The 24,968-nt window shown below is 71.9% G+C and carries 25 protein-coding genes; 10 read left to right on the top strand and 15 right to left on the bottom strand.

Annotated features, from left to right (window positions below):
- Nucleotides 1–11: 11 nt before the first annotated feature.
- The 5 genes from FHR33_RS11070 to FHR33_RS11090 all read right to left on the bottom strand — a co-directional run bounded on the left by FHR33_RS11070 (nucleotide 12) and on the right by FHR33_RS11090 (nucleotide 6,275).
- A complete protein-coding gene (locus FHR33_RS11070) occupies nucleotides 12–2,480 on the bottom strand; it encodes a DUF5682 family protein (protein WP_183645862.1) in 2,469 nt (822 codons plus the stop codon).
- Between the two features lie 28 nt (nucleotides 2,481–2,508).
- Nucleotides 2,509–3,576, bottom strand: coding sequence for an ATP-binding protein (locus tag FHR33_RS11075; RefSeq protein WP_183645863.1), 1,068 nt, complete (start codon nucleotides 3,574–3,576; stop codon nucleotides 2,509–2,511).
- Nucleotides 3,573–4,895: a DUF5691 domain-containing protein gene (locus FHR33_RS11080; RefSeq protein WP_312895465.1), complete on the bottom strand. Its 1,323-nt coding sequence runs from the start codon at nucleotides 4,893–4,895 to the stop codon at nucleotides 3,573–3,575. Before FHR33_RS11080 ends, FHR33_RS11075 begins: the two co-directional genes overlap by 4 nt.
- Nucleotides 4,892–5,962: an SWIM zinc finger family protein gene (locus FHR33_RS11085; protein ID WP_183645864.1), complete on the bottom strand. Its 1,071-nt coding sequence runs from the start codon at nucleotides 5,960–5,962 to the stop codon at nucleotides 4,892–4,894. The genes FHR33_RS11080 and FHR33_RS11085 overlap by 4 nt, the downstream gene beginning before the upstream one ends.
- Nucleotides 5,963–6,107: 145 nt before the next feature.
- The gene (locus FHR33_RS11090) at nucleotides 6,108–6,275 is read right to left on the bottom strand and encodes a hypothetical protein (RefSeq protein ID WP_183645865.1); all 168 of its coding nucleotides are present in this window, start codon (nucleotides 6,273–6,275) and stop codon (nucleotides 6,108–6,110) included.
- Here FHR33_RS11090 and FHR33_RS11095 point away from each other — a divergent pair.
- The 7 genes from FHR33_RS11095 to FHR33_RS11125 all read left to right on the top strand — a co-directional run bounded on the left by FHR33_RS11095 (nucleotide 6,274) and on the right by FHR33_RS11125 (nucleotide 12,166).
- Nucleotides 6,274–6,741 (top strand): hypothetical protein, encoded by a 468-nt coding sequence (locus tag FHR33_RS11095; RefSeq protein ID WP_183645866.1) that lies wholly within the window; start codon nucleotides 6,274–6,276, stop codon nucleotides 6,739–6,741. The two genes, FHR33_RS11090 and FHR33_RS11095, sit on opposite strands and share 2 nt — an antisense overlap.
- Nucleotides 6,742–6,794: 53 nt before the next feature.
- A complete protein-coding gene (locus FHR33_RS11100) occupies nucleotides 6,795–7,340 on the top strand; it encodes a cupin domain-containing protein (protein ID WP_183645867.1) in 546 nt (181 codons plus the stop codon).
- A 4-nt stretch (nucleotides 7,341–7,344) separates the two neighbouring features.
- Nucleotides 7,345–7,692 carry an iron chaperone gene (locus FHR33_RS11105; RefSeq protein ID WP_183645868.1) on the top strand — a complete coding sequence of 116 codons (348 nt, stop codon included), beginning with the start codon at nucleotides 7,345–7,347 and terminating at the stop codon, nucleotides 7,690–7,692.
- A gap of 67 nt (nucleotides 7,693–7,759) precedes the next feature.
- Nucleotides 7,760–9,292, top strand: a complete 1,533-nt coding sequence (locus tag FHR33_RS11110) for an aldehyde dehydrogenase family protein (RefSeq protein ID WP_183645869.1) — start codon at nucleotides 7,760–7,762, stop codon at nucleotides 9,290–9,292.
- A gap of 117 nt (nucleotides 9,293–9,409) precedes the next feature.
- Entirely contained in the window at nucleotides 9,410–11,419 is a 2,010-nt protein-coding gene (locus tag FHR33_RS11115; protein ID WP_183645870.1) for a CehA/McbA family metallohydrolase, read from the top strand.
- Between the two features lie 49 nt (nucleotides 11,420–11,468).
- Complete coding sequence (locus tag FHR33_RS11120) at nucleotides 11,469–11,729, top strand: magnesium transporter CorA family protein (protein WP_183645871.1); 261 nt, start codon at nucleotides 11,469–11,471, stop codon at nucleotides 11,727–11,729.
- The gene (locus FHR33_RS11125) at nucleotides 11,726–12,166 is read left to right on the top strand and encodes a hypothetical protein (RefSeq protein WP_183645872.1); all 441 of its coding nucleotides are present in this window, start codon (nucleotides 11,726–11,728) and stop codon (nucleotides 12,164–12,166) included. The genes FHR33_RS11120 and FHR33_RS11125 overlap by 4 nt, the downstream gene beginning before the upstream one ends.
- A gap of 93 nt (nucleotides 12,167–12,259) precedes the next feature.
- Here FHR33_RS11125 and glnII read toward each other — a convergent pair whose 3' ends face one another.
- The 9 genes from glnII to FHR33_RS11170 form a co-directional block, all read right to left on the bottom strand.
- Nucleotides 12,260–13,279: a glutamine synthetase gene (glnII, locus tag FHR33_RS11130; RefSeq protein ID WP_183645873.1), complete on the bottom strand. Its 1,020-nt coding sequence runs from the start codon at nucleotides 13,277–13,279 to the stop codon at nucleotides 12,260–12,262.
- An 84-nt stretch (nucleotides 13,280–13,363) separates the two neighbouring features.
- Nucleotides 13,364–15,265, bottom strand: a complete 1,902-nt coding sequence (locus FHR33_RS11135; RefSeq protein WP_183645874.1) for a sensor histidine kinase — start codon at nucleotides 15,263–15,265, stop codon at nucleotides 13,364–13,366.
- A gap of 5 nt (nucleotides 15,266–15,270) precedes the next feature.
- Nucleotides 15,271–16,506, bottom strand: a complete 1,236-nt coding sequence (locus FHR33_RS11140; protein WP_221241053.1) for an amidohydrolase family protein — start codon at nucleotides 16,504–16,506, stop codon at nucleotides 15,271–15,273.
- The gene (locus FHR33_RS11145) at nucleotides 16,503–17,324 is read right to left on the bottom strand and encodes an energy-coupling factor transporter transmembrane component T family protein (RefSeq protein ID WP_281388154.1); all 822 of its coding nucleotides are present in this window, start codon (nucleotides 17,322–17,324) and stop codon (nucleotides 16,503–16,505) included. Before FHR33_RS11145 ends, FHR33_RS11140 begins: the two co-directional genes overlap by 4 nt.
- 3 nt (nucleotides 17,325–17,327) lie before the next feature.
- On the bottom strand, nucleotides 17,328–17,891 hold the full coding sequence (locus tag FHR33_RS11150; RefSeq protein ID WP_183645877.1) for an ECF transporter S component: 564 nt from the start codon (nucleotides 17,889–17,891) through the stop codon (nucleotides 17,328–17,330).
- 17 nt (nucleotides 17,892–17,908) lie between these two features.
- Nucleotides 17,909–19,510 carry an ABC transporter ATP-binding protein gene (locus FHR33_RS11155; protein ID WP_183645878.1) on the bottom strand — a complete coding sequence of 534 codons (1,602 nt, stop codon included), beginning with the start codon at nucleotides 19,508–19,510 and terminating at the stop codon, nucleotides 17,909–17,911.
- The gene (locus FHR33_RS11160; protein WP_183645879.1) at nucleotides 19,507–20,607 is read right to left on the bottom strand and encodes an adenosylhomocysteinase; all 1,101 of its coding nucleotides are present in this window, start codon (nucleotides 20,605–20,607) and stop codon (nucleotides 19,507–19,509) included. The genes FHR33_RS11155 and FHR33_RS11160 overlap by 4 nt, the downstream gene beginning before the upstream one ends.
- On the bottom strand, nucleotides 20,601–20,906 hold the full coding sequence (locus tag FHR33_RS11165) for a hypothetical protein (RefSeq protein WP_183645880.1): 306 nt from the start codon (nucleotides 20,904–20,906) through the stop codon (nucleotides 20,601–20,603). The genes FHR33_RS11160 and FHR33_RS11165 overlap by 7 nt, the downstream gene beginning before the upstream one ends.
- A gap of 41 nt (nucleotides 20,907–20,947) precedes the next feature.
- Nucleotides 20,948–22,012 carry a calcium:cation antiporter gene (locus tag FHR33_RS11170; RefSeq protein ID WP_221241054.1) on the bottom strand — a complete coding sequence of 355 codons (1,065 nt, stop codon included), beginning with the start codon at nucleotides 22,010–22,012 and terminating at the stop codon, nucleotides 20,948–20,950.
- A gap of 59 nt (nucleotides 22,013–22,071) precedes the next feature.
- Between FHR33_RS11170 and FHR33_RS11175 the strand changes: the two genes are divergently transcribed.
- A complete protein-coding gene (locus FHR33_RS11175) occupies nucleotides 22,072–22,659 on the top strand; it encodes a TetR/AcrR family transcriptional regulator (protein ID WP_246451751.1) in 588 nt (195 codons plus the stop codon).
- Nucleotides 22,660–22,677: 18 nt separating this feature from the next.
- On the opposite strand, the gene FHR33_RS11180 is transcribed toward FHR33_RS11175, so the two are convergent.
- A complete protein-coding gene (locus FHR33_RS11180; protein ID WP_183645881.1) occupies nucleotides 22,678–23,163 on the bottom strand; it encodes a hypothetical protein in 486 nt (161 codons plus the stop codon).
- Nucleotides 23,164–23,217: 54 nt separating this feature from the next.
- Here FHR33_RS11180 and FHR33_RS11185 point away from each other — a divergent pair, with 54 nt between their 5' ends.
- Nucleotides 23,218–23,655, top strand: a complete 438-nt coding sequence (locus FHR33_RS11185) for a CBS domain-containing protein (protein ID WP_183645882.1) — start codon at nucleotides 23,218–23,220, stop codon at nucleotides 23,653–23,655.
- Nucleotides 23,652–24,944, top strand: a complete 1,293-nt coding sequence (locus tag FHR33_RS11190; protein WP_183645883.1) for an ArsB/NhaD family transporter — start codon at nucleotides 23,652–23,654, stop codon at nucleotides 24,942–24,944. Before FHR33_RS11185 ends, FHR33_RS11190 begins: the two co-directional genes overlap by 4 nt.
- The last annotated feature ends 24 nt before the right edge of the window (nucleotides 24,945–24,968 follow it).

The following is a 24,968-nucleotide window of genomic DNA, read 5'->3' on the forward strand; positions in this document are numbered from 1 at the left end:
TGCGCAGCCGTTCATCCACGAGCGACCCCCAAGATCATCTCCACCGTTCGGACGGCGGGCGCTGCCCTGCCCTCGTCCACCTGCCGCCGTCTGCCCTCCTCCTCGCCGCCGGAGGCCCGCACCCGCTGGCCGATCGCGCGCCTCTCCGGAGCCTCGAACCTGCTGAAGGTACGGCGCAGCAGCGGGAGCACGCCGGTGAACTCCTCGGGTGTCAGTCCGGTCAGCCAGTCGTCGACCAGGGTGAGCAGGCGGGAGTCGTGCACGAGCAGCAGGCCCTTGCCCGCCATGAACCCCTCCACCCATGCGGCGGCCCTGGCGGGGGGATTGCCCCTGGACATCGACCTCGCCATGCGCTCGCCCGCGCCCGAGGGGGTGAGCTCGCCGGCGTCGAGCAGGAGGCGGACCAGGCGGCCTTCGATGAGGGCGTGCAGGCGTGGGCGGTCGCACACGGCCCGCAGCGTGGCGAGCCACCGCTCGCGCGCCGCCACCCGCCCACGCCCCGTAGGGGCCTCCGCGTCGGGCGCGCCCGGCTGAGGGGGCGATCCCGGCTGCCTGTCCCCACCATCAGCCGGCGACTGCCCCCCAGGGCCTGAGGACGCGGGGTTGCCGGGGGGTGGGGTCAGGAGGGCGACGGCGGCGTGGACGGCCTCGAGCTGTCCGACCAGTCCCGCCGCGGCCTCGTCGGAGATCCCCGTGACCGCCGCCGGCAGCCCGGCGCGGATGCGGTCGAGCATCGACTCCGCGATCGCCTCGAGCCCGTCGGCCGGGGTTCCCCGCACGTCCCCGTAGCGCTGGGCACGCACCATCGAGGGAAGGGCCGCCATGAGGTGGGTGACGTCGGTGTCGAGGGCCGCTCTGTCCGACAGCGCCGCCAGCACCTGCGGCAGCGCCCCGCCCAGATCGGCCAGCAGGCACCGCTCCACCAGCCCGGCCAGCTCCGCCAGCGACACCGCCGGCTCCGGCGCCGTGCCGCCGAAGGCCGCGCCGCCGGGGGTCGCGCCGCCGGGGGTCGCGCCGCCGGGGGTCGCGCCGGGAACCCCGTGCGCGCTGGGGCGAGCCGCGCCCCCCGGCCGGGGACGCCCTCGGGCTGCCGATCCTGGAGACCCGTGGGCAGCCGCGCCACCGGGGCCGGAAGGGGCGGAGGCGCCGCGGGCCAGGGCGCGGGCGCGCTGGGTGGCGGCGGACTCCACGGTGGTGCCGAGGGCGGCCGACTCGATCAGCACGAGGTCGTACTCGGGACGCCACGCCAGATGCCACACCTCCCTGAACGTCCCCCTCCCCCGCGCCTCGCCCGGCCTGCCCCACTCGACCCCGAGCAGCCGCAGCCGGTGCAGCAGCCGGCTGCGCGTCAGGTCGAGCGGCTTGCGCAGGTCGAGGTCGAGCTCCCGCTCCAGCGCCTCCATCCCGAGCTTCGCCCTGCGCTGCTGCTCGCGCAGGTCGCGTTGCAGCGGCACCATCGGGGTGCGCGGGCTGACCGAGCCGAGCCTGTCGCCCACCACCAACCGCCGCTGGACCAGCCGCACGAGGAGCTCGTCGCCGTCGCACAGCACCGCGCGCACCGCCTCGGTGACCTCGCCCAGCCCGGCGAGGGGCCGCCCGCGCAGCGCCGCGAGGGTCTCCGCCAGCCGTACGGCCTCGATGACGTGGGCGGGGGAGACGGCCGTGCCCTCCTGCCTGAGGGCCGCCGCCGCGGAGGTGAGCCAGCGTTCGACGGGCCGGTCGGGCGCGGTGAACAGGTGGTGGTACCAGCCGGGCGAGGTGACACCCGCGCCGTAGCCGCTGTGGGAGGCGAGCCTGCCGTACGTCCACGGCACCCAGGTCAGCTCGGCCTTGACCTTGGGCAGCCCGCGCAGCAGCGCGTTGTCGGCGGTCGCGGACGGCAGCGCGCCGGTGAGCGCGGGGACGTGCCAGGCCCCGCACACCATCGCGACGCGCTCGAAGCCCTCCTTCAGCGCCGCCCTCAGACAGCGGCGCATGTGGGCCTCGCGGCGCGCCTCGTGCGGGCCCGGCTGGTGGCCCTCCCGCACGGCCGCCATGGCCTCGGCGATCGTCTGGAAGGGGGTGTCGCCCCTGTGCTCGACGACGTCCTCCCACCAGCGCTCGGGGTCGTCGTATCCGGCGGCCGCCGCCAGCTCGCCGAGGGGGTCGGCGTGCGCGGTGCCGCCGCCGTCCGTGGCCAGCGTGTGCACCGCGGGCAGGTCGACGAAGCGCACGGGGACGCCTTCGGCCGTGCCGTACAGGATGGCCTGCCATTCGGGCGAGAAGAGCGCGAACGGCCAGAAGGCCGAGCGCGTCGTGCCGGGCACGTGGGCGAGCAGCGCGACCGGCGGCTCCATCTCGGGCGCGAGCGCGATCAGCGGGTCGGCCTCGGGCGGGCCCTCGATGAGGATCGCGTCGGGGCGCAGGCGCGCGAGCTCGGCGCGGACGGCCCGCGCCGAGCCCGGCCCGTGGTGCCTGACCCCGAGGACGGTGACGCTCACGACACCTCCGAGCAGCCGCCTCGCGGCATCAGGAGACCTCCCTGCAGGCGCGGTAGAAGTCGCGCCAGTCTTCGCGCTCGCGCACGACGGTCTCGAGGTACTCGCGCCACACCACCTGGTCGGAGACCGGCTCCTGCACGACCGCGCCGACGATGCCCGCCGCCACGTCGGCCGCCCTGAGCACCCCGTCGCCGAAGTGGGCGGCCAGGGCCAGGCCGTTGGTCAGCACGGAGATGGCCTCGGCGGTGGACAGGGTGCCGCTCGGCGACTTGACCTTGGTGCGCCCGTCCTCGGTGACGCCGTCGCGCAGCTCCCTGAAGACGGTGACGACCCTGCGGATCTCGGCCATCCCTGTCGTCGTCTCCGGCAGCTCGAGCGACCTGCCGAGCTGGGCGACGCGCCGAGTGACGATGTCGACCTCCTCCTCGGCGGTGGCCGGCACGGGGAGCACGACGGTGTTGAAGCGCCGCCGCAGCGCGCTGGACAGCTCGTTGACGCCCCTGTCACGGTCGTTGGCGGTGGCGATGATGTTGAAGCCGCGCCGCGCCTGCACCTCCTCGTTGAGCTCGGGGATCGGCAGCGTCTTCTCCGACAGCGCGGTGATCAGCGCGTCCTGCACGTCGGAGGGCATGCGGGTCAGCTCCTCCACCCGCGCGATCCTGCCCTCGGCCATGGCCCGCATGACGGGCGAGGGCGTCAGCGCCGCCCGCGAGGGCCCTTCGGCCAGGAGCCTGGCGTAGTTCCAGCCGTAGCGGATCGCCTCCTCGGCGGTGCCCGCCGTGCCCTGCACCAGAAGGGTGGAGTCGCCGCTGATGGCGGCGGCCAGGTGCTCCGACAGCCAGGTCTTGGCGGTGCCCGGCACGCCGAGCAGCAGCAGCGCGCGGTCGGTGGCCAGCGTGGCGACGGCGACCTCGACGATGCGCCTGGCGCCGACGTACTTCGGGCTGATCCGGTCGCCGTCGCCCAGCAGGTAGGTCGTGACCGCCCACGGCGACAGCTTCCAGCCCGGTGGCCTGACCCTGTCGTCCTCCTTGGCGAGCAGGGCCAGTTCCTCGGCGTGGTCGTCTTCGGCGTGCGGCCGCAGCACGGTGGTCAACGCAGCTCCTTCATCATGTTGGCGCGAAAGCGCAGCAGGCCGGGGACCTCTCCGACGCCCTCGGCGAGGAAGTGCAGGGCGGGGTCGATCCGCTCACCCGCCATCGCCGACAGCTCACTCAGGTTCCACGGCTGGGTCACCGCCACCTGCCTGATCTTGCTCAGCACGGCCTGGGCGAGCCCCTGCCGCCACGGGGTCGCGGCCCCGCCCAAAACCATGATCATCTGTCCGTCGACGCCGTGCCTGCGCACGAAGTCGGCGGCCACCTCGTCCTGGTCGACCGGCGGGAGGACGGCCAGCAGGTCGGCGAGCGGGTCCCACGCGAACAGCGCTCTGGCCCACTCGGGATCGCGCTGCAGCACCGCGGCCCGCACCCACCCCGAGCGCACCTCACGAGCCCACTCGGGGATCTTCGAGCTGAGCAGCGCGGTGCTCCACTCGCGTAGCGGCGCCCGCGAGACCACCTGCTGCAGCCACCAGGCGCGCTCCCCCGTGCCTCTCGGCGGCCTGGCCCTGATGCCGTCGCGCTCCATGGCCCTGTCGCAGGCGGCGGGCGGCTCGACCACGAGCGTCGTGCCCTCGACCCTGAGGCAGCGCGCGGCCCTGTCGGCCATCCTGGCGGCCAGGCGGGAGTCGGGCAGCCTCGTCAGCAGGTCGGCCGCCACCTGGCGCACCTCCCTGCGGCGGTCGTCGAGCGCGCTCTCGAGGAACGGCTCGTCGGCCATCGACAGCCCTTCGTCCAGCAGCGGGAGGAAGCGCGCCCTGTCGTCGGGCGTCTCCTTCTCCCACGCCTCCTCCAGCAGCACCCTGGCCGCCTCGGGATCCCTGCCCCTCAGCTCGCCGAGGTAGGCCCTGCGATCTCCCTGGCTGCCCAGCTCCCAGATCTCGCCGGTCGGCTCCTCCAGCAGGTAGGCCCATGAGGGGTTGAGCCCGGCCAGCCACCTGCCCCGCCGCCCCGCCAGCACGCCGAGGTGCGCCCTGATCGAACGGTCTCTGGCCCCCTTGTCGAGCAGCTCGGGCAGCGCCTGCGGCGGCACCCTCCGCCCGGCGGCGGCCGCCGCGGCCAGCCATTCGGGCAGCACGCGAGGGTGCTCGCCGCCGAGGATGCGCGCCAGCCTCGCGGCCGCCGCGGCCCCGACCACCTCGCGCTCCTCCTCGGGGGCGGGCGTGAGCGCCCGCGGCTCCTGCTCGGGCGCGCTCTGCCCCGCCCGCAGGCGCACCACCTCGACCGCCGCGTCGCCCAGCAGGTCTCCGTCGTACGGCCTGCGGTCCGTGCCGACCAGCGCCGCCGACACCAGCTCCTCCCATCTGCCGCTCACAGGATCACCGCCAGGCCTTGCTCGTCCCACGCGGTGAGCGGCACCAGGCCGCGCGGTGTCCATTCGGCGGCCACCGTCAGCGGACGCCCTCCGGACAGCGCGATCAGCCGCCAGGGGGTGGCGAGCCCGGGGTGGAGGGGGAGGCCCGCGAGCGTGCCCGCGGTGGGGAGCGCCCCCGCCAGGACCAGGGGCCACGAGTCGGTCCACGGGTCTCCCGCGAGGGCCTTCGCCACCGTGTCGAGGGCCACGCTCACCGATCCGCCGGGCGGCACCGGCGCGCTGACGCGCCGGCCCTGCTCGGGCCCCTGGAGCCGCTCGATCCGCTCGATCCCCGTCACGGAGGAGGGCTCGTCGTGGCGGGTGGCGACCAAAGCTCGCAGGGGAGAGGCTCCCGGGTAGAAGGCGAGCGAGGCGTCGAGGAGTTCCCCGGTGACCAGCGAGTCGTCGAGCGGCAGGCCGACGGGCGCGAAGGACAGCACGAGGGCGGCCCGCCCCGTGCTCCGCCCCAGCAGCCACACCCTGCGCGCCACCAGCCGGTCGTGGGTCTCATCCCGCCGCCCGAGGACGTGCCAGAGATCGCGGACCGCGGGCCCTGCCAGCACCTTCTCTCGCGTGACGAGGTAGCCCACCCTGGTGCGCACCGTCTGGGCGAGCTCGTCGGGCAGCTCGTCGAGCCCGCGGTGGCCCGCCGCGAGCAGGTGGAGCATCGCGATCTGGGCGAGCAGCCGCTCTGGCCAGTCGGCGGCCGAGCGCGCTTCGGCCAGCCCGCCCACCATGGCCGCCACTCCGGGCGCCTGGGCGTCGACGAGCCGCCTGGCCAGATGCTGCCACTCGCTCTCGCTCGCCGCGGCGAGACCCTTGCGCACCTGGTCGGCCAGCCACCTCTCCAGCTCCGCCAGCCCCGCCTCCACCCGCGCCCGCCTGCCCGCGCCGCCCCGCGCGCCACCGCCGACACCCTTCGAGCCGGCGCCGAAGGCCGCGACCCCGGCGGAGGAGAGGGCCGCGCCGGGAGGACCGGCCACACGGGAGACGGTGTGCGGTGCCGAGGGAGACCACCGTTCGATCACTCGCGGCACACTAACGGCCCGCACCGACAATTCAAGGCCAGGCGACACATCCCCAGGAAAGCCTGAGCCGGCCGCGACAGCGCGCAAACGCGCCATAAACCGCCGGAATGCTGCCAGGCGAGAACTTCTCCCGACGAACAGCCATCTAACCCGGCATGATCACATCTTCTCTCAGGCCCCTGACGCTCACCGCGACCGCCCTGCTCGCCATGACGATCACCGCGGCGCCCGCGTCCGCGCTCACCGGCACCGCGACCGCTGACACCGCCGCCGTCACGGCCGCCTCCGGGAAGAAGGTCCACTTCCGATCCATGACCCTGACGTTCCCCTCGGGCTGGAAGGTCGTGAAGGCCGCCGGTCACGGCGGGGACTGGGTCAGCGTGGAGCCCGCGGGCTGCGGCCCCACCTGCGCGCACGTCCAGCTGATCGGCCCCAAGGTGCTCAAGCCCGGCCCCGAGGACTTCCTGGAGACGTACAAGACCAGCCACCCCTTCGCCCCGGGAACCGGCGTGTCGACCTGCCGCCTCACCACCGGCACGGAATACGGCGAGCGCTTCCCCGACCGCAGGCCCGTCGCCTCGGGCACCCGCAAGGTCGGGGCCGGCCACACGGCGCAGTACCGCGCCTGGCGGGGGGAGTGCTACAGCATGAAGACCGACAAGAAGACCAGGACCTTCGTCCAGCGGGAGTGGTACCTGCCCAAGGAGCGGATCCTCATCGTGGACAGCTCGGGCGTCGCGGGGCTGGACCAGATCGTGAAGGCGGCCACCTGGAAATGACGCGATGAGCCGACCGGCCCTGACGGAGCCCGCCCGCGCCTAGAATCGGCGGGATGAAGCTGAAGGTCCACCCCGACGGTCCCAGCGTCGACGTCGCCGACGAGGCGGAGGCGCTGGCCAGCGACCTGCCGGGTCAGCTCGTCCTCGACGGCAACCGCTTCCTGCGCCGCGACGTCACCGGCAGGGCCGTCGCCTTCGTCGAGCGCCCGCCCATCGCCGAGGCCCTCGACCTGCTCCCCCATCCCGAGGGCGGCTGGTTCAGGCAGACGTGGAAGAGCGCGCTCACCTTCGAGCCCGACGGCTACGACGGCCCCCGAGCCACCGCCACCGGCATCTACTTCCTCCTCCAGCCCGGCGAGGAGTCCGTCCCCCACATGGTCAAGTCCGACGAGGTCTGGCTCTGGCACAGGGGCGGCCCCCTCATCCTCACCATCGGCGACGAGCGCCTCACGCTCGGCCCCCTCGTAGAGGAGGGTCAGGTGCCGCAGGCCAGGGTGCCCGCAGGGGTCTGGCAGGCCGCCCGCCCTGCGGGTGAGGAGGCGGTGCTGGTCAGCTGCGTGGTCTCCCCCGGCTTCGAGTTCGCCGACTTCACGGCCTGAGACCATGACCGTCGACGACTACCTCGCAGCGGTGCCGCCCGAGCGCGCCGAGGCCATGATGCTGATCAGGCGGATGTGCCTGGAGGAGCTGACCGGCTTCACCGAGACCATCATGTACGGCATGCCCACCTACACCCGCGACGGCGTCGGGGAGGTGGCCTTCGCCAGCCAGAAGCAGTACATCTCCATCTATCTCATGCGCACCGACGTCCGCGACGCGCACGCCGACCGTCTGGTGGGGCATGACATGGGCAAGAGCTGCCTGCGCCTGCGCCGTCCCGACCGGCTGGACACCGACCTCGTCCGCTCCATGCTGAGGGCGACGGCCGCCGCGCGAGGTCCGGTCTGCTGAGGGAGCTTCCCCGCAAGACGTGCGGAATGATTGGCTGGCTCCAGGAAAATCCACGAGGAGGTCACCGGTGACCCGTCAGATCGTCTCCGTCGTCGGCGGCAAGGATGCCGCCTCCTTCACGACCTACGACTCCACCAACCCCGCGAGAACCTCCGAGGTCGTGGCGCGCGTGGGGCTGGCCGACGCGGGCACCTTCGCCGCCGCCTGCCGTACCGCCAAGGAGGCGCAGCGGGAGTGGGCGCGCACGCCCGCGCCGGTGCGCGGCAGGGTGATCGCCTCGATCGGCCGCCTGGTCGAGGCCAACGCCGAGTCGCTGGCCGCGCTGGTCACCGAGGAGATCGGCAAGCCGTACGTCGAGGCGCTGGGAGAGGTCCGCGAGATCGTCGACACCTGCGACTTCTTCCTCGGCGAGGGCCGCAGGCTCTACGGCCAGACGGTGCCCTCGGAGATGCCCGACAAGAACCTGTTCACCTTCCGCAACCCTGTGGGGGTCGCCGCGGTGATCACGGCGGGCAACTTCCCCGTGGCGGTGCCGAGCTGGTACCTCGTGCCCGCCCTGCTGTGCGGCAACGCGGTGGTGTGGAAGCCCGCCGAGTACGCCGCCGCCTCGGCGCACGCGATGTACCGCCTGTTCGCCGCCTCGGGGCTGCCCGAGGGCGTGCTCAACGTGGTCTTCGCCGACGGCGTGCAGACCTTCGAGGGGCTCGAGACGGCCCTGGAGGAGGGCACGGTGCAGAAGGTCGGCTTCACCGGCTCCTCCGAGGTGGGCAGGAAGATCGGCGAGCTGTGCGGACGGCACCTGCAGTCGCCGTGCCTGGAGCTCGGTGGCAAGAACCCGATGGTCGTCATGCCCGACGCCGACCTCGACCTGGCCGTGGAGGGCGCGCTGTTCGCCGGGTTCGGCACGGCGGGCCAGCGCTGCACCAGCCTCGGCACGGTGATCGTGCACGAGTCGATCCATGACGCCTTCGTCGAGCGCTTCGCCTCGGCCGTCGAGGAGGCCGTCGTGGGCGACCCGGCCGGTGAGGTGCTGATGGGGCCGCTGCTGGACCAGAAGTTCGCCGACCGGTTCGAGGAGTTCATCGGCTGGATCGCCGACCACCACACCGTCCTCGGAAAGGTCGGAAAAATCACGAGGAGTGAGCCGCACGGCGACTTCACCGGCGAGGGCGGCATCTACTACCACCCGACGGTCGTCGACGGCGTCACCCCCGAGGACCGGCTGTTCCTGGAGGAGACCTTCGGCCCGATCGTCGGCGTGACCACCTTCAGGACGCTCGACGAGGCGATCGAGCTGGCGAACCTGCCCGGCTACGGCCTGTCGTCGTCGATCTACACCACCGACCCCCGCCACGCCTTCCGCTTCCGCGAGGGCGTCTCGGCGGGCATGGTCAGCGTCAACAACTCCACCAGCGGCGCCGAGGCGCACCTGCCCTTCGGGGGCAACGGCAAGTCGGGCAACGGCAGCCGCCAGTCGGGCATGTGGGTGCTCGACCAGTTCACCCGCTGGCAGGCGATGAACTGGGACCACTCGGGCAGGCTGCAGAAGGCCCAGATGGACGTGGCCGACATCGTCCCGGACCTGGAGTTCCGCCTCTGACGTTGATCCGGGTCGAAGCTGGCTCACCCCGGGTGGGGGAAAACCATATCCGCCCCTCCGCAGGCCAACGCCGGTATGTGTCACGATGACGGCGCCTGCGATTACGGGGAGAGACCGATGCGTGACGATCCGATGCTTCCAGAGCCCGTCGCCCGGATGCTGGAGGAGTACCGACAACTTCTCGCCGATCACGGGATGACCTGGGGCGAACCCCCCATCGCCTACGTCAGGGTCATGAGCCAGTCACGGTTCGTGGAGGTCGGCCCGTTCTGGCGGGAGGCCAGGCGCCTGGCCAGGGAGCAGGCTCCCGGCGCGGTGCCGGCCGAGCTGCAGCGGCTGGAGTGCGAGCTCGACTACGACGAGGTGCTGCGCGGCGCGCTCGGCCCCATCCCGCCCGAGGGGCTGGCGGTGCTGCGCCTCACCCCCGACGGCCATGACCTGCGCGGCCGGACCAGAGCGGTGCTGGGCGGCGCGCCGCTGCCGCTCACACTGTTGATCGACAGCGTCTGCGACCACGCCGCCTACGTGACGGTGGGCGGGCAGGAGCACGAGGTCGGCGTGAAGGGCGCCCGTCTGGTGGAGCTCGACACCTCCGCCGAGGTGCGCGTCGACGGGCGCGTCATCGACCTGTCCGGCCTGACCCGCACCGCCCCGAGGGCCGCCCTCCGGCTGCGCGCGGGCTTCCCGTGCCGGTGGAGCGTGTGGAGCGCCGACGGCCAGGGCTGGTATCCGCCGGGCGTGCCGCCCAAGCGCGACTACAACGGCGTGCCGTACTTCCACGGCGACGACCTGATCCTGCCGGTGCCCGCCGAACCGCTGACCGTGCGCGTCACCAGGGGCATGGAGTACGGCTGCGCCGAGACCTCGCTCACCCCGCCCGAGCACATCGAGACGCTGGTGGAGCTGGCGCCCAAGCGCATCTACGACGCGGCGGCCAGAGGCTGGTACGGCGGCGACCTGCACGTCCACCTCAACTACGTCGGCGACCTGGTCGCGCCGCCGAAGTGGGCGGCCGACTCCCAGCACGGCGAGGACCTCCACGTGCTGAGCCTGCTGGCGGCCAACGTCTCGGGCGAGCGGGTGCTCGACAAGGAGGCGCTGGAGCACTGGGCGGGCCAGGACCTGCCGTGGTCCGACGCGACCCACGTGGCCAGGATGGGCGTCGAGCACCGCAACGACCTGTTCGGCCACCTGCACGCCTTCGCGCCCGACGGCCCTCCTTCGCTCTACTCCACGGGGTTCGCGGGCACGCCCGACTGGCCGCCGACGACGCAGGCGCTGAAGGAGCTGAGGGAGCTGGGCGCATTGGTCGGCTACGCCCACGCCTTCCGCGGCCCGACCGAGACACCCGAGCAGTTGGTCGGCACGCCGGGGTGCACGGCCAGGATGGTCGTCGTCGACGCGGCGCTCGGCCTCGTCGACGGCTTCGAGCTGCTGCACTTCTCCAGCGCGACGGGCTCGGCGCAGGCCTACCGGCGGCTGATCGGCGCGGGCAACAGGCTGGCGGCGGTGGCGGGCACCGACTCGATGCTCACCTTCACCAGGCAGCGGATGGAGATGGTGGCCAGCCCCATCGGCTGGGAGCGCACCTACGCCCGCGTGGAGGGGCCGCTGACCGCGGCCGCCTACGCCGACGCCGTACGGCGGGGCCGCACGTTCGCCACCACGGGGCCGTTCCTGGAGCTGTCGGTGGAGGGCAGAGGCCCGGGTGAGACGCTCGACCTGACGCAGGGCGAGCGCGTGCGGGTGACGGCCAAGGTGGTGGGGCCCGAGGTCGAGCGCCTGACGCTGCTGACGGCCGACGGCGAGCTGGCCTCCTCCTCGGGCTCGGAGGTGAGCGCCGAGCTGACCGTGCAGTGGCCGACGTACGTGGTGGCGGTGGCCGACGGAGGGGCCCATCCGCGCTCGCTGTTCACCCACGTCTACGCCCACACCAGCCCGGTGTACCTGGACGTCGACCACCGCAGGGTGGCGAGGGAGGACGACGTGACGTTCTGCCTGCGGTGGATCGACCTGCTGGAGGAGCTGGTGCGTACGACGGCCAGGCTGGAGCACCGGCGTCAGCTCGAGGACTACCTGTCGGTCTTCGACGAGGCCCGCAGGGTCTACCGCGCCCGCCTGACCTGAAAGGGAGGTCATGGTTGCATATATCATGCATGCATCGCATACTGGCCGTATGGCTGAGACTCCCAGATCGACGTCCATCCGGGTACCGGAAGACCTGCGCGACCAACTCGCCGCGATCGCCGGCCGCCGCCCTCTCGCCGATGCGCTCGCCCAGCTCATCGAGGAACACGAGACCCGAAGGATGCAGGCTCAGGCGGCGTTCGCTGATGCCCTTGAGAAGGGCCGCATGGAGCACCCGGAGATCCACGAGTTGTCTCAGAAGCGTGCGGACAACGCCATCGAACTGCTGCGGCGGATGAGCGCGCAGTGATCGATCTGGGATACGTGCTCGACACCTCGCTGCTGGCCGAGATGGGCCGGGGAGACTTCGGTCTGATCGATCTGATCGCCACACTCGACGGGCGAAGCGTCCGGATGAGCGTCCCGATCCTTGCGCTGTCAGTCGCAGCGGCGCATCTGCACAAGGAGCAGCGAGACCGTCTCGCCGGGGCGCTGCTGCTCGATCACGTCGAGCTCGACGCTCTCTCCAGCATCGATGACGCCGCGCGCCTCACCTTGCTGGTCGAGCGGTTGGCGGACGCACCGAGCGAGCGGCCCTCGGAGCTATCCGTGGCGCACACAGCAGCGGTGGCGCGCCGGCTTGGCTGGCCCGTCCTGACGGCCGATCGCAAGCCCTGGGATGCGGAGGTCAGGCCGCTGCTGCCTTGGGACCTAATCGTGGTGGATCTACAGGAGCTCGACAGGTGATGGTGGCAGGACACGACGAAGCCCGTCGCTGCGACGCAGCGACGGGCTTCGTCGATGTCTGTCTCAACCCGCCGAACGCGGGTGAGCCTGCGGTCAGACCTGGCCGGCCTTCTCCAGGGCGGCGCAGCAGGTGTCGACCAGGAGGCGGGTCACCACGTAGGGGTCGACGTTGGCGTTCGGGCGGCGGTCCTCGATGTAGCCCTTCTTGTCCACCTCGACCTGCCACGGGATGCGCACCGAAGCGCCGCGGTGGGAGACGCCGTAGCTGTACTTGTTCCACGGGGCGGTCTCGTGGGCGCCGGTCAGGCGCGACTCGATGCCCGAGCCGTACTGGGTGACGTGCTCCATCGGCTTGTCGCCCTCGCCCAGCGCCTCGCAGGCGGTGATGATGGCGTCGTAGCCCTCGCGCATGGCCTTGGTGGAGAAGTTGGTGTGCGCGCCTGCGCCGTTCCAGTCGCCGCGGGCGGGCTTGGCGTCGAGGGTGGCCTCCACGCCGAACTCCTCGGCGGTGCGGTAGAGCAGCCAGCGCGCGATCCACAGGTGGTCGGAGACCTCGAGGGGGCCGGCGGGGCCTACCTGGAACTCCCACTGGCCCGGCATGACCTCGGCGTTGATGCCGGAGATGGCCAGACCGGCGGCGAGGCAGCGGTCGAGGTGCAGCTCGACGATCTCGCGGCCGAAGATGGCGTCGGCGCCGACACCGCAGTAGTACGGGCCCTGCGGGGCGGGGAAGCCGCCCTCGGGGAAGCCGAGCGGACGCGAGCCCTTGAAGAAGGTGTACTCCTGCTCGATGCCGAACCACGACTCCTGGTCGGCGTAGCGCTCGGCGATGGGACGCAGCAGCGCACGCGTGTTGCTGGTGTGCGCCTGGCCGTCGATCTCCTCCACCTCGCACAGGACGAGAATGTGCTCGCCACCGCGAATGGGGTCGGGACAGGTGAAGACAGGGCGGAGCACGCGGTCGGAGGAGTGACCCTCGGCCTGGTTCGTGCTCGAGCCGTCGAAGCCCCACACCGGCGGCGTGGCGCCGTCGGCCAGGATCTTGGTCTTCGAGCGGAGCAGAGCCGTGGGCTCGGTGCCGTCGATCCAGATGTACTCAGCCTTGATGCTCACGGCGGTCCTTTCGGGGTGTTTCTCAGCCACGCCGAGATTCGCATTGCGCCGTTTCGAGGTCTTTGCCCATATGTGAACGCCGTGTTAATCGGTGCGGCTGTGAGCAAGGTCACTCGTCGGGTCGGTCATCAGCGACATGGGGATGAGCACCACCGCGGTCGTGCCCCCGTAGGGCGAGCGTTGCAGGGTGACCTTGATGCCGTGCCGGACGGCCAGCCGCCCGACGACGAACAGGCCGAGCCTGTCGCTGTCGGCCAGGTCGAACTCGGGCGGCTCGGCCAGGCGGCGGTTGTGCTCGTCGCGCTCGGCGTCGGCCAGGCCCAGGCCGCGGTCCTCGATCTCGACGGCGAAGCCGCGAGCGACCAGCTCGCCGCTCACGTTGACGTGGGTGTTGGGCGGGGAGAAGACGGTCGCGTTCTCGACCAGCTCGGCCAGCAGGTGGATGACGTCGGCCGCGGCGCCGCCGGTGAGCGTGGAGTGCGGCATGGGCTGCACGTTGACGCGCAGGTAGTCCTCGACCTCGGCGACCGCGCCGCGCACGACGTCGATCATGGCGACGGGGCGGCGCCAGTGCCGGCCGGCGGGCGCGCCGGACAGGATGACCAGTCCCTCGGCCTGCCGCCGCATGCGGGTGGTGAGGTGGTCGAGCCTGAACAGGTCGCTGAGCTGGTCGGGCTCGGTGGTCTTGCGCTGCATCGCGTCGAGCTGGCCGAGCTGACGGTGGACGAGCGACTGGTTGCGCCTGGCGAGGTTGCGGAAGACCCTGTTGAGCCCCTGGCGCAGCTCGGCCTGGCCGACGGCGGCCTGAACGGCGGTGCGCTGCACGCTGTCGAAGGCGTTGGCCAGGTCGCGTACCTCCTGGGTGGCGGCGGTGGCGGCGATGCGCGGGGTTCCCGCCTCGACAGGCTGGCCGAGGCTGAGCCGCCTGACGAGCTGGGGCAGGCGCACCTCGGCCAGGTCGGTGGCGGCGCCGCGCAGGCCGTCCAGCTCCTCGACCAGGCCGCGGCCCAGCCGTACCGACCAGATGACGGCGGCCAGGATGGCCGCGAGCCCGAGCCCGCCGACGATGACGATCGTGGCGATGATGCCGCCCGCCGAGTCGTCGGCCCTCTCGGTGAGCAGGCCGATGCGTGAGGCCAGCAACTGGTCGAGGGCGGGATCGAGCCTGGCGGTGACGGACTGCCACGCGGCGCGGTCGGCGGGCAGTTCGGCCTCCTCGATGATCTCGTGCTCGAGGCCGATGAGCTGCTTGTGGTCGGGCGAGTCGACCATCCGCTCGAAGGGGGCGCGCAGTTCGGCGTCGAGCGTGGCGACGCCCTCGGCCAGCAGGAGCTGCCGGTTGGGAGAGAGCACCTCCATGGCCTCGTACTCGTCGTGCGTGAGCTTGCCGGACATCACCGCGCCAGAGACCAGCGCGTCCTCGCGGGAGAGCAGGTCCTGGGCGTGGGCGATGCGCCGCAGGCCGACCGCCTGCTGGAACAGCCGCACCTGCGGCACGGTGATGAGCTGGTCGAAGAGCCGGTAGACCGTGTCGGTCACGCCGCCGTAGGCCTGGACGGCCTCCAGCCTGTTCGTCAGCCGCTCGTCCACCTTCTCCCTGAGCCTGGCCAGGCCCTGCGCGCCGTCGAGCACCGCCTCGACGGCCACGCGAATTTCCTCCGTGGTCACGGTCGAGGCCCGCTCGCCGGTGGCCATGGTCCTGAACAGCGCGACCGCCTGGTCCGTACGGCGGCGCGAGTCGGCCAACCGCACCGCGTCGGGCCGATCGGAGCTGAGGAACAGGGCGGAGTCCCTGCGTTCCTGCTGGAGCGCGCCGACCAGGCCCGTGGCGGGCGAGCCGATCTCCTCGAAGACCGCCGTGGCGGTGGACAGCTCGAAGAAGTCGCCGAGCGTGTGTCCCGCCACGAACGTCCACAGCCCGATGAGCGCCACGATCGGCAGGCTGAGCAGCGAGTACAGCTTGAAACGGAGACTCTGGGAGGCCATGTGTCCTAGGTCATTTCGGTCAGGGGTGAACCGCCCACCACGGTCGCCGCGCAGCGGCCCGCGCCGCGCTCGGCCAGCGATCTGTAGGGGTTCTCGGAGAAGGGGTCGAGGTCGAACACCGCGAAGTCGGCGCGGTGTCCTGGGGTGAGGCTGCCGATCTCGTGCTCCAGGCCCATGGCGCGCGCTCCCCCGAGCGTCGCCGCCTCGATGAGGCGCTGGTCGAGGTCGGGCTCGTGGTAGCCCTGCCGTACAGCCAGCTCTCTGAGCGCGGCGACGTCGGCGAGCAGGTCGAGTGAGGGCGAGGACGACAGCGAGTCGGTGCCGACGGCGATGGGGTTGCCCTCGCGCAGCAGCGCCGCGACGTCGGGCCCCGGCAGTCCGAGCACGTGGTTGGAGCGGGGACAGAGCGCGACGGCGGTGCGCCGCTCGCGCAGCAGCGCGCGGTCCTCGGCGGTGAGGTCGACGCCGTGCGCGATGTGGCAGCCGGGCCCGAGCAGGCCCGTCGAGTCGATGTAGGCGGTGGGCGGCAGGCCCGAGCCGTGCTCGCGCAGGATGGCGAAGTCGAGGCCGAGCTTGGTGACGTACTGCTCCAGCGGCCCCGAGCCGTGCACCGTGAACTCGCGCTCGTGGACCGACTCCGAGAGGTGGATGTGGGTGCGCATGCCCCGCTCGGCCGCCAGGCGGGCCAGGTCGGCCAGCACGCCGGTGTCGAGGGAGTAGGGGGCGTGCGGGGAGATGCCGTCGGCCTTGGCCAGCAGGTCGAGGAAGCGGCCGCGTCCGCCGTCGCGCCAGCTGGCGTCGCTGTCGCCGATCGCCTCCAGGTAGCGCAGGCCGCCGAGCGGGGTGTCGACGAGCGCCTCGGGGTCGGTGACGATGTCGGCGGCGGCGGTGGTGCCGGTGCGCAGGCACTGCCAGGCGCCGTCCATGGCGCCCGCTGCCCAGTCCCACACACCCTCGCGGTGGGCGGAGTTCCAGCTGCCGTCCTGGCCGCCGAAGTAGGCCAGGTCGAAGGCGCGCGCCCAGTCCTCGAAGGAGGCGTAGACCCGGCTGCCGATCTCGGCCATGGCCGTGTACTGCAGGTGGGTGTGCGCGTTGACCAGCCCCGCGACGAGGATGCCCTCGTAGTGGACCTCGCCTCGTCCCGTGCCGACCTCCTCGATCCTGCCCTCGCGCACGACGATCCTGCCGTCGCGCACGGGCGGCCCCGAGATGGGCAGGACCAGCGGGGCGCTGAAGCTCACGGGACCCATACGACGTCGCTCCCGAAGATCTTGAAGGCGAGCAGGGCCGCCGCGAGAGCGGCGAAGCCGGACAGCACAAGGTAGTCGGTGCGGTCGAAGGCCAGCTCGCGCATCCAGGTGCGGTGCTTGGCGCCGAACCCGCGCAGGTCCATGGCGTTGGAGGTGTCCTCGGCGTCGATCAGGGAGTTGACGGTGAGCGGGATGACGATGGGCTTGAGCGACTTCAATCGCCTGACGGGGTTGCTGGTGCGGGGGTGGTTGTAGCCGCGTACGCGCTGGGCGTCGACGATCTCCTGCATGCGCGCGGCGGTGGACGGCAGGAAGCGGAAGGTGAGATCCACCCCGAACGCCAGCCGCTGCGACACCCTGAGCCTGGCGAAGGTGACACCCAGGTCGCCCGGCGCGATGCAGAAGGCGACGGGAAAGCCCATCATCGCCAGCGACACGAACCGCACGAGCAGCGTCGCCGAGTACGACAGCGTCGCGGTGCTGACCGCGTTGCCGGTGACGGGCATCGAGAACAGCGTCGGCGCCTCGGCGGCCGCCTCGATCTGCAGGGCGTCGGTGAAGACGCTGTTGACCACCACGGTGATCGTCATCAGCGTGAGCACGAACGCCCAGTTGGCCCTGACCGCCCGCCACGGAATTCCCGCCGACAGGTAGTAGGCCAGGGCCACCAGGCCGCAGAGCAGGATCACCCGCAGGTCGCTGAGCCGCGCCACGGCCACGAGGTAGAACACCGGGACCAGCAGGAGCACGCGCGGATCACGGCGACCGAGGAAGGAGTCCCCTCCCAGGTAACGTGGCGTGACGTCCATCGGCTACCTGCCGATGCGCTTGGAGATCGGCTCCCAGACCGCGTCCAGCGCGGGCGTGAGGATGAGCGCGACGAGGGTGTTGCTGAGCAGCAGCGGGCCGAAGGCCACCCCTGCCCATGCCCCCAGGGTCAGGTCCTGCAGCCACATGTCGGTGATCGTGGTGGCGAAGGCGATCAGCATCGCCACCCAGGTCAGCACGCCCACCGCGACCAGGCGCACGGCCTCCTTGTTGATGCGGGAGACGACGAGGGCGAACAGGAGGCCGGCGATCAGTCCCGTGAGGGCGTTGGCCAGGCTCCAGTTCCAGTAGGTGAGGGCGCCGTAGCCCTTGATCTGATCGATGACGATGTTGCCGACCAGGCCGGTGAAGAACCCGGCGATGGGCCCGAACCTCATGCCGAAGAACGGGACGAGGGCGAAGGCGGGGCGGATGTCGACGTTCTGGGTACCGGGGATGGTGAAGCTGATGAGGCCGAGCACCGCGTAGAGGGCGGCGCCGACGGCGGCGAACACCACCACCCTGGAGTTGATCTCCCAGAGCGGGGGCCGGACTGTCTCGGACTTCATGGGGGGTGAGTCCTTCCTCATGGATGGGTTAATCGCGCCAACTCGAAGGGGTGCGGGACGGTTCCCGCTCCCTGAAGACGGTCGCGGACGGCACGCACCAGGCTGGTGGCGCGCAGGCCGGAGTCGGCCCACAGCTGCTCGCGATGGGCCAGCTCGGAGGGGGAGGCGTCCGCGACGATCCGTCCCCCGTCGACGATCACGATGCGGTCGGCGGAGGTGATCGCCAGGTCGACGTCGTGGGTGATGAAGTAGACGCTGCGCAACCCGCCGAGCACCCGCTCCATGAACGTCGTGGTCGTGTGGAGGTCCTGTCCCGCGGTCGGCTCGTCGAGGATGAGCGTCTCGGGGCGCATGGCCAGGGCGAGCGCCACGGTGAGGCGGCGCTGCTGGCCGTGCGAGAGCGTGTGCGGCGAGCGGTTCATGATGTCGGGCTCGTGGTGCAGCAGCATCGTGGCCAGGGCCTCGCTCGACACCTCGGCGATCTGCTCGGCCGTCCAGCCGAGGTTGCGGGGGCCGAAGGCCAGCTCCTCCTTCACCGTGGCGGAGAACAGCGCCTGGCTGGGGTTCTGGAAGACGTAGCCGAAGGTCGTGGCCAGGCTCAGCACCGAGCGGTCACCGATGGGGGCGCCGTCCACGAGCACCTCGCCCTTCGACGGCTCGATCAGCCGCACCGCCGCCCGCAGCAGCGTGGACTTGCCCGCGCCGTTGCGGCCCAGCACGGCGACCCGTTCGGTCGCGCCGAGCGCGAGATCGACCTCGCGCAGGACGGGCCGCTCGCCGTAGCCCAGGCTGACCCCTCTGTACTCCAGGCGGGTCGCCTCGGAGACGGCCTGCGCCCTCGGTACGGACGGCGCCTCGGGCAGCTCGCCCGCCCTGGCCACCAGCGCCTCGAAGGGCAGCTTGACGTGCGCGACGGGCGCCTCGCGCAGGAAGCCCGGCACGTCACCGGTGTAGCGGGCTCGCCCCTCCTCCAGGTAGAGCACCTGGGTGGGGCCGAACTCCAGCAGCTCCTCGACCCTGTGCTCGACGACGACCGCCGCGCCGCCGTCGTCCACGAAGCGGCGCAGCTCGCCCAGCAGGCGGCGGCTGGCGGCGGGGTCGAGATTGGCCAGCGGCTCGTCGACCACCACCACCCGCGGGCGCATGACCAGGACGCCCGCGAAGGCGACCATCTGCAGCTCGCCGCCGCTCAGCTCGTGCGTGGCGCGCTGGAGCAGGTGGGTGATGCCGACCCTGGCGGCGACCTCCTCGATGCGGGCGAGGATGTCGGCCCTGGGCAGGGCGAGGTTCTCGGGGCCGAAGGCGAGCTCGCTGAAGACGGTGGCGCCGACGATCTGCTTGTGCGGGTCCTGGAGCAGGGTGCCGACGACGGTGGAGAGCTGCCTGATCGTCTGCTCGGCGACCGGCCTGCCGCCGACGTTCACCGTGCCCTGGACCTCGGACCTGTAGGAGTGGGGGACCAGGCCGTTGACCATCCTGAGCAGCGTGCTCTTGCCGCACCCCGAGGGGCCGCTCACGAGCGCGAAGTCTCCTGCCGCGACGGCGAGGGAGACCCCGCTCAGCACCTGCTGCCCGGTGCTGCGGTAGCGGACGGACGCGTCGCGGATGTCGATGATCACTGGTCGAGCTCCAGTCCGAGCGCGTCGAGCTTGAGCCTGGCCACCCGTTCGTCGAGGTGGTCGGGCAGCAGGTGCAGCCCCGGCGGGAGGTCGTGGGTGAGCAGGTGCCCGACCGCGAGCGCCTGCAGCGACAGGGACAGGTCCATGATCTCGATCGGGTTCCCCTCGGCGGCGGCGCAGTTGACGCACTCGCCGTCGGCCAGCAGCCGGTACGCGCCCTCCACCCCCGGCTCGACCTCGTCCAGCACCCCTCCTGCGACGGCCACGAAGGCGCCGGGTCTGAGCGCCCGCAGGTGCTCGCGGGTGATCGTGTGCCGTACACCGGTCGCGGAGAAGACCAGGTCGGCCTCGGGGCAGGCGTCGGCCAGCCGCCTGACCTCGTGTCCGTCGTGGTGGGCGCGCAGGGCGGCCAGCGGGTCGGTCTCGCTGACGATCACCCTGGCGCCGAGCGCGGCGGCGTAGCGGGAGACGCCCTGGCCGACATGGCCGTAGCCGGCCACGGCGACGGTGGCGCCCTCCAGGTCCAGGCCTGACAGGTCGAGGGCGGCCATGACGCACGACTGCCCCGTGCCGTGGACGTTGTCGAAGAGGTACTTGGAGCGGGCGTCGTTGACGGCCATGACGGGCACCCGCAGCGTCATCTCGCGCAGCGGGCGCAGCCCGCTCGTGGTCTCCTCGGCCGCGCCGCGCAACCCGCCCAGGCGGTCCTCGGCGTGGGCGAGCCTGATGACGCGCGAGCCGTCGTCGACCAGGACGTCGAGGCCGGCGTCGAGCATGCGCCTGGCCAGCTCGTCGTCCTGGTCCCTGCCGGAGTCGGAGCGGGCCAGCACCGCGACGCCCTCGTGGACGAGCGCGGCGGCCACGTCGTCCATGGTCTCCCTGCCCGGGCAGGTGACGGTCACCTCGGCCCCTGCGTCCCTGAGCGCGAGCGCGAGGTTGGCCGTCTTCGGCTCGAGGACCAGCACCAGCCCCACCCTGGCGCCCTCGAGCGAGAGCTCCGAGCGCAGGGCGCCCAGGACCGGCATGAACCGGCGCGCCCAGGCGATCTTCTCCAGCCCCTCCCGCCAGCGGTCGGGGTGGCGGATGTCGGTCAGCACGTCAGGTCCACCACGAACACGTGACCGCTGGCCACCACTCCCTCGCGCATCCGCTCCCCCTCGACCGGCCGGGTGGTGGCCAGGATCGCGCCGGGTTTGAGCGTGCCGAGGTCCACGCCGTCCCCGATCACGAGGTCGGCGTCGGCGGGCGCGGCGCCGGGGTGGGCGCCCATCGCGCGCAGACGCGAGGCGAGCCCTGGCACGTCGCCCACGATCGCCACGCGTCTGCCCGCCATGAGGAGGTTGGTGCGGCGCAGGAAGGTCTGGATGACGACCTGAGCGCCAGGAAGCCGGGTCAATGCTCTCCGTCCGAATGCGCAGAGTCCGATTAAAGGGGAGATCAGGGGCTCACTGCAAGGAACAGGAAAGCACCGAAAAGCACCAGATGGACGGTTCCCTGCATGAGTGTCGCCCTTCCCGGAGCGACTGTCAGCGTTGTCACCACCACGGTCAGCGCGAGCAGCACCATCTGGAGCGGTCCAAGGCCGAGCGCGAGGCTGCTGCCGGTGATGATCGAGACGACCGCGATCGTCGGGATGGTGAGGCCGATGCTCGCCAGAGCCGAGCCGAGCGCGAGGTTGAAGCTGTTCTGCACCCTGTCGCGGGCCGCGGCGCGCACGGCGGCGGCCGTCTCGGGCAGCAGCACCAGCATCGCGATGGCGACGCCGACCGTGGTGCGCGGCGCGCCCACGGCCGCGATGCTCGCCTCGATGGCGGGCGAGGCCGTCTTGGCCAGCCCGACCACGGCGACCAGGCAGAACACGAGCAGGCCGAGGCTGATCAGGGCGGTGCGCGCGGACGGCGGGTCGGCGTGGTCGTCCTCACCCCCCGCCTGGACGGGCAGGAAGTAGTCGCGGTGACGCACGGTCTGCATGAAGACGAACACGCCGTAGAGGACCAGCGAGGCGACACCGGCGAAGGCCAGCTGCGCGGTGGAGTACGTCGGGCCCGGCGTGGTCACCGTGAAGGAGGGCAGCACCAGCGCGAGCGTGGCGACCGCGCTCAGCGTGGCGAGCGCCGCGGTCACGCCCTCCACCCTGAACTCCAGCACCCGGTGCTTGAGCGCGCCGACGAGCAGGCACAGTCCCATCACGCCGTTGCACACGATCATGAATGCGGAGAACACCGTGTCGCGCGCCAGCGACTCCGACCCTTCGCCGCCAGCGCTCATCAGCATGACGATCAGGCCGACCTCGATGACGGTGACGGCGATGGCCAGGATCAGGGTGCCGAACGGCTCGCCCACCCGATGGGCGACGATCTCGGCGTGGTGGACGGCGGCTATCACCGCCCCGATCAGGGCCAGGGCGACCACCGCGACGAGCAGGCCGCCGGGCGAGCGGCCCCAGGTGAGCACGAGTACCAGAAAAGCGACGATGGGCACGATAAGGGTCCAACGCATCATGTGATCACCCTATCGAACAGGCTTGACGGAGTGAGTACTCACTCCTTAGCGTGTTCGGTATGACGACTCCCTCTCCCCGGCGCCGCGCGCCGGGCATGAGCCCCGATCAGCGCCGCGCCATGATCGTCGCGGCGGCGCTGCCGCTGGTCGCGGAGTCCGGCACCGCCGTGACGACCAGCCAGATCGCCCGCGCCGCGGGCATCGGTGAGGCGACCGTCTTCCGCGTCTTCGCCGACAAGGACGAGGTGCTCAACGCCTGCATGGCCGAGGCGCTGCGCCCCGACCACGCCGTCGCCGAGATCGCCGCCATCTCCATGGACCGGCCGCTGGCCGACCGCCTGACGGAGGCCGCCGACGCCCTCCAGGCCCACCTGGCCCGCATCGGCACGGTCGCGGGCGCCCTGATGGCCTCGGGACACGCCAGGCGTGAGAGCGCCGCCCGCCACGGCGACCGCGAAGGGTCCATGGAGGCGATCAAGGCCGCGGTCGCCGAGTTGTTCGAGCCTGGCACGCTGCGGGTGCCCGCCGACCAGGCCGCCGCCGTCTTCCTCGGCCTGCTGTTCACCCGCGGCAGGACGGGCGAGCCCGGCACGGCCGCCCTGGTCGAGATCTTCCTGCACGGCGCGCTGAGCGGCGGGCCCGCATGAGCCCCACGCGCCCGGCGCTCAGGTCGCCTCGCTGAGCCCGCCGTCGCCCGAGACCGTGATCGCGGCCTGAGGGCCGCCCTCACCGCAGTCGGGACCGTTGGGGAAGCTGCCCCGCGGCGTGACCGTCAGCGTCCTGTCCAGCACTGTGCCGCCGTCCGCCCCCTTCAGCTTCACCCGCACATCCACCGGGGCCTTCGGCAGGCCCGCGACGTCGCCGAAGCCGCGTTTGCCGCCCGTCCGGGTGAGCGTCGCCCCGCAGCTGTCCGCGTCGCAGGTCTGCGTCGTCACCCGATCGGCAGGGCTCAGCAGCGGCCGCGCCGTCGTGCACGAGCCACCCCAGCAGGCCATCAGCTCCGCCTCCGACACCCTGGCCGCCAGCGGCGGGGCGATCGTCAGCGAGACCCCCGCGGGGGCGCCGATGAGGGTGCAGACCTTCTCGGGGGCGCAACCGGGCAGCGCGAGCATCACGCTCAGCGCGCAGAGCATCGTCAGCCGACCTGTCACACCTCCACAGACGTGAGCCGGTCCCGTCAGGTTCACTCTTGATAGCGTCGGGCTGTGCGCGCCCGTGATCTGCTCGCCGACTTCCCCGTCGTCGCGCTCGACTCCTCAGCGATCGAGGCGGCGCGGCTGCTGGCCGACCAGGACCTGCCCGGGCTGATCTTCGTCGACGACGCGGGGTCGCCCTTCACGATCCTGCCGGGCACCCAGGTGCTGAGGCTGGCCGTCCCCGCCTACTGTCAGGACGATCCCGCGCTGGCGCGGGTGGTGGACGAGGCGCACGCCGACCGGTTCCTGCGCGGGCTCGACGGCCTGTCGGTGCGCCAGTGCCTGCCGAAGGAGCATCGCGAGCTGCCGGTCGCCAGGCCTGAGGCGACGGTGCTCGAACTGGCGGCGCTGATGGCCCGTACCCGGAGCCCGCTGGTGGCGGTCGTGGAGGGCGGGAGGCTGCTCGGCGCGGTCACGCTCCAGGCGCTGCTGGACAGGGTCCTGTGACCGTCCTGGCCTGGATCTCACTCGCCGTCTTCCTGTGCTCCTACGCCCTGATCGCCACCGAGCGGATCCACCGTGTGGCGGCGGCGCTGGGCGGCGCGGGGATCATGCTGCTCATCCACGCGACCGACGCCAGGGCCGCCTTCTTCACCGAGCACACCGGCATCGACTGGAACGTCATACTCCTGCTGCTCGGCATGATGATCATCGTCGGTGTGCTCAAGGAGACCGGCGTCTTCGAGTACCTGGCCATCTGGGCGGCAAAACGGGCCAGGGGCAGGCCCTTCCGGTTGATGGTGCTGCTGATCCTCATCACCGCCTGCGCCTCGGCGCTGCTCGACAACGTCACCACCGTGCTGCTGATCGCGCCCGTGACGTTCCTGGTCTGCGAGCGGCTGGCGCTGCCCGTCGCGCCGTACCTGATCGCCGAGGCGATGGCCGCCAACATCGGCGGCACCGCGACGCTGGTCGGTGACCCGCCCAACATCATCATCGCCAGCAGAGGCGGGTTGTCGTTCAACGACTTCCTCGTCCACCTCGCGCCGCTGGTCGTGGTGCTGCTCGTGATCTTCATCGGGCTGTGCAGGTTCCTCTTCCGCGGGTCCTTCGCCTACCACCCCGAGCGCGCGGCCGAGATCATGGCGCTCAACGAGCGCGAGGCCATCCGCGACCGGAGGCTGCTGTGGCAGTCGCTCGGCGTGCTCACCCTCGTCATGGTCGCCTTCGTGCTCCACCCCCTGCTGCACTACGAGCCCTCGGTCGTGGCGCTGCTGGGCGCGGGCGCGCTGGTGGCGGCCACCAGGGTCACCACCGAGCAGGCCATCGCCGAGGTCGAGTGGCCGACGCTGGTCTTCTTCGCGGGGTTGTTCGTCATGGTCGGCGCGCTGGTGGAGACGGGCGTCATCGGCACGGTCTCCGACAGGGTCGTCGACCTCACCGACGGCGACCTCAGGTTCACCACGATGCTGCTGCTGTGGGGGTCGGCGGCCATCTCGGCGATCGTCGACAACATCCCCTACGTGGCCACGATGAGCCCGATCGTCTCCGACCTGGTCAACGCCACCGGCGGTGACGGCACCTCGCAGGTGCTGTGGTGGGCCCTGGCCGTCGGCGCGGACCTCGGCGGCAACGCCACGGCCGTGGAAGCGGCGGCGAACGTGGTGATCATCGGCATCGCCGCGCGGAACAGGACCCCCATCAGCTTCTGGGAGTTCACCCGATACGGTCTGGTAGTGACGTTCGTGACGGTTCTCGCGAGCGTGCCCTACTTCTGGGTGAGATACCTGATTTGAACCACGCACTACCTGAGGGACGGG

Origin of the sequence: Nonomuraea dietziae (assembly GCF_014195505.1) — a bacterium.
GTDB classification, from domain to species: domain Bacteria; phylum Actinomycetota; class Actinomycetes; order Streptosporangiales; family Streptosporangiaceae; genus Nonomuraea; species Nonomuraea roseola.

Excerpts from the sequence above, each read along its gene's own strand:
- FHR33_RS11090 (WP_183645865.1), bottom strand. The coding sequence starts at position 6,275 with ATGGATCGGAAGTGGACCTTCTTCCCGGAGGCGGCCGTGACGGCGGCG.
- FHR33_RS11115 (WP_183645870.1), top strand. The coding sequence starts at position 9,410 with ATGCGTGACGATCCGATGCTTCCAGAGCCCGTCGCCCGGATGCTGGAG.
- FHR33_RS11175 (WP_246451751.1), top strand. The coding sequence starts at position 22,072 with ATGACGACTCCCTCTCCCCGGCGCCGCGCGCCGGGCATGAGCCCCGAT.
- FHR33_RS11145 (WP_281388154.1), bottom strand. The coding sequence starts at position 17,324 with ATGGACGTCACGCCACGTTACCTGGGAGGGGACTCCTTCCTCGGTCGC.
- FHR33_RS11105 (WP_183645868.1), top strand. The coding sequence starts at position 7,345 with ATGACCGTCGACGACTACCTCGCAGCGGTGCCGCCCGAGCGCGCCGAG.
- FHR33_RS11150 (WP_183645877.1), bottom strand. The coding sequence starts at position 17,891 with ATGAAGTCCGAGACAGTCCGGCCCCCGCTCTGGGAGATCAACTCCAGG.
- FHR33_RS11120 (WP_183645871.1), top strand. The coding sequence starts at position 11,469 with ATGGCTGAGACTCCCAGATCGACGTCCATCCGGGTACCGGAAGACCTG.
- FHR33_RS11095 (WP_183645866.1), top strand. The coding sequence starts at position 6,274 with ATGACCCTGACGTTCCCCTCGGGCTGGAAGGTCGTGAAGGCCGCCGGT.
- FHR33_RS11135 (WP_183645874.1), bottom strand. The coding sequence starts at position 15,265 with ATGGCCTCCCAGAGTCTCCGTTTCAAGCTGTACTCGCTGCTCAGCCTG.
- FHR33_RS11100 (WP_183645867.1), top strand. The coding sequence starts at position 6,795 with ATGAAGCTGAAGGTCCACCCCGACGGTCCCAGCGTCGACGTCGCCGAC.
- FHR33_RS11170 (WP_221241054.1), bottom strand. The coding sequence starts at position 22,012 with ATGATGCGTTGGACCCTTATCGTGCCCATCGTCGCTTTTCTGGTACTC.